This window comes from Kitasatospora putterlickiae, assembly GCF_039527695.1.
GTDB lineage: Bacteria > Actinomycetota > Actinomycetes > Streptomycetales > Streptomycetaceae > Kitasatospora > Kitasatospora putterlickiae.
This window is the reverse complement of record NZ_BAAAKJ010000165.1, coordinates 1-2,883: the sequence shown is the minus strand read 5'-3', so window position 1 is coordinate 2,883 and position 2,883 is coordinate 1. Positions and strand designations below refer to the sequence as shown.

Annotated in this window: 2 protein-coding genes; one reads left to right on the top strand and one right to left on the bottom strand. The window is 76.5% G+C overall.

All coding sequences use genetic code 11. The features are described from left to right. The first annotated feature begins 83 nt into the window (after positions 1–83). The gene (locus ABD308_RS17055; RefSeq protein ID WP_344335187.1) at positions 84–2,297 is read left to right on the top strand and encodes a tetratricopeptide repeat protein; all 2,214 of its coding nucleotides are present in this window, start codon (positions 84–86) and stop codon (positions 2,295–2,297) included. Between the two features lie 98 nt (positions 2,298–2,395). On the opposite strand, the gene ABD308_RS17050 is transcribed toward ABD308_RS17055, so the two are convergent. Next, positions 2,396–2,883 (bottom strand): MAB_1171c family putative transporter (locus ABD308_RS17050; protein WP_344335185.1); only part of this gene is annotated, 488 nt, incomplete at its 5' end.

Here is a 2,883-nt window from a genome sequence, read left to right as displayed (position 1 = left end):
GCGCCGCCCGCGCGGTCTGACGCTGTACTGCCCCCGCACGCCCCCGCCCGTCCCCACGTCACCGCACGAAAGGCAGCTGTGCCATGGCCGAACACCGCCACCACTGGGTCCGCGCCGCCCGCCGCCCCGCCCGCGTCGAGGCCCGCGACCGGCTGGACCTGCCGCCCGTGCTCGCCGTGGTGAACGCGGACCGCCGGCTGCGCGGGCCCTACACCGCCGTCGGGTCGATCCTGCGGGCGATCGTCCCCGAGGCGCTCGCCCGCTGCCCCGAGGCCGTCACCGGGCACGACGTCGAACTCCTCTCCACCACCCCGGAACTGCGCGACCTGGTGCCCGCCACCCGGGAGACCCTCACCTCGCTGGCCGTGCCCAAGGAACGCACCCGCTTCTACTCCGCGCTGCGCACCCTGCGGATCGCCCACGGCCTGGTCGAGTTCCTGGAGGAGTACGTGCGCGCGGCCGGCGAGGGCCCGCGCACCCTGGTCGTCGAGGACGCCCACCGGGCCGACCCCACCGACGGGGAGTTCCTCGCCGTCCTGCTGCGCCGCACCGACCCCGGGCTGCTCACCGTGGTGGTCACCACCGGAACCGAGGCCCTGGAGCGCCCGGACGGCCCCGGCCGCGAGAACCTGCCGGACGCGCTCGCCGCGCACTGCGCGCTGCTCGACGTGCCCGGCGGGCCCGACGCGTCCGACGCGGAGCCGGCCGGGCCGGGCGCGCCGGACGCCGCGCTCGGCCGCGCCCACATCGCCGCCGACGGCACCGGCGACGACCCCGCCCAGCTGGCCGCCTACCTGGCGCTGCCCTCCGACGAACGCGCCCGCCTGCACGACCTGCGCCGCGCCGAACTGGAGACGGTCGGTGAGTCCTCGCTGCGGCTGGGGGCCATCACCTGGCACGCCGAGCACGGCGGCGACCCGTCCGGCGTCGGCGCCGACGTCCTGCGCCACGCCCTCGACCACTGCATGGACCTCGGCTACTACCACGCCGTCATCGACCTCGGCGAGCGCGGCCGCCGGCTGGTCACCCACGAGAGCCACCCCACCCACTGGTGGGCCTTCACCACCAAGATGACCACCTCCTTCGCCGCGCTCGGCCTGGCGGAGCGCGCCCTGCCGCTCTACGACGAGGCCCGCACGCTCAGCGCCTCGCCCGAGGTCCACATGCAGGCCGCGTACGCGACCGCGATGCTGCACACCCGGCACTTCGAGGCCGGCCGCCGCGACCACGGGCTGGCCCGGGCCTGGGTCAACCAGGCGATCGCCTTCGCCCACTGGCACCCGGACCCCAAGGAGCGCGAGGCGCGGGTGGTGTTCAACCGCAACGGGCTCGCCCTGATCGAGATCCACCAGGGCCGCCCGCAGGCCGCGCTGGAGCTGCTGGACGCGTGCGTCGCGCAGCTGGACGAGACCCTGGAGCCGCACGAGCACGCGCTGCACCGCTCGGTGCTGCGCTACAACCGCGCGCAGGTGTACACGGCGCTCGGCCGGCACGCCGAGGCCGTCGCCGACTACACCGCCGTGATCGAGTGCGACCCCAACTACGCGGAGTACCACTTCGACCGGGGCATGCTCTGGCGCGACCTCGGCGAACCGGAGCGGGCGCTGGCCGACTACGACCGGGCGATCCGGCTCTCGCCGCCGTTCCCCGAGGCGTACTTCAACCGGGCCGACGTGCTGGCCGAACTCGGCGACACCGAGGCGGCGGTGGCGGACTTCGGCTACGTCCTCCAGCTGGACCCGGAGTTCGACGACGCCCGGCTCAACCGGGCCTCGCTGCTGTTCGAGGCGGGCGCGTACGAGGCCGCCGGCGCGGACGTCCGGGCCGGTCTCGCCCGCACCCCGGAGAACGCCCGACTGCTCTGCCTGCGCGGGCAGTTGCTGGCCGCCGAGGACGACCCCGGGGCCGCCGCCGACGCCTACGCGGACGCGCTCGCCGCCGACCCCGAGTACGCCCAGGCCTGGGCCCTGCTCGGCGAACTGCGCTACCAGCAGGGCGACCTGGACGGGGCGGGCCGCAACCTGGCGCGCGCCGTCGAGCTGTCCGCCGAACCGGGCCTGCGGTTCAACCTGGCCGTGGTGCACCACGACGCCGGACGCTACGGCGAGGCCGTCCGGCTGCTGGACGAGGTGGTGGAGTCGACCGAGGACGTGGACGCCCGGCTGCAACGGGCGCGCTGCCTGCTCGGCCTGGACCGGGCGGAGCCGGCCAGGGCCGACCTGCTGGCCTGCCTGGAGGCCGACCCGGAGTCCGCCGAGCAGGTGTACGCGCTGATGCCGGAGCTGGCCCGCGCCTGATCCGGGCCGGTGTGTGTGCTCCGCGCCTCCTGCTCCACGCCTGATCCGGTCCGCCCCCGGTCCTCGCTCCCGGCGCCCCCCGGGGCCGGGGGCGGACCTCACTCCGGCGCGCGCTCCCGTTCCGCCAACTCCGCCCGCACCCGCCGGCGGACGTGCGCCATGACCGGTGAACCCCGGTAGGCGGCGGCCACCTTGACCAGCCAGGCCGCCTCCTCGCGGAGCCCGGCCACCACCGGGTGCGGCACCCACCCCTCGCCGGGCCCGGCGGGGAAGCGGCACCCGGCCCGGGCCGCCTCCAGCGCGGCGGCGATCGCGGCGGCCTCCACCACGACCGCGAACTCCTCCGGTCCGGCGGGACGGGCGACCTCGCGCACCCAGAGCGCCACCCGGGGGTGCAGGTGGGGGCGCAGGCACAGCTGGCCGTCGCGGATCTCGATGATCCGCCGGTACAGCGCGAAGCGGATGTCCCGCCGCCCGCCGGCCGGACCGAACGCCCGCTCCGGGGTGACGAGTTCGATCTCCGGAAGCTCCGAGCGCAGCACCGACCAGAGCGGGCCGAGCCGGCGGTGGTCGCGCCAGGCCCGGG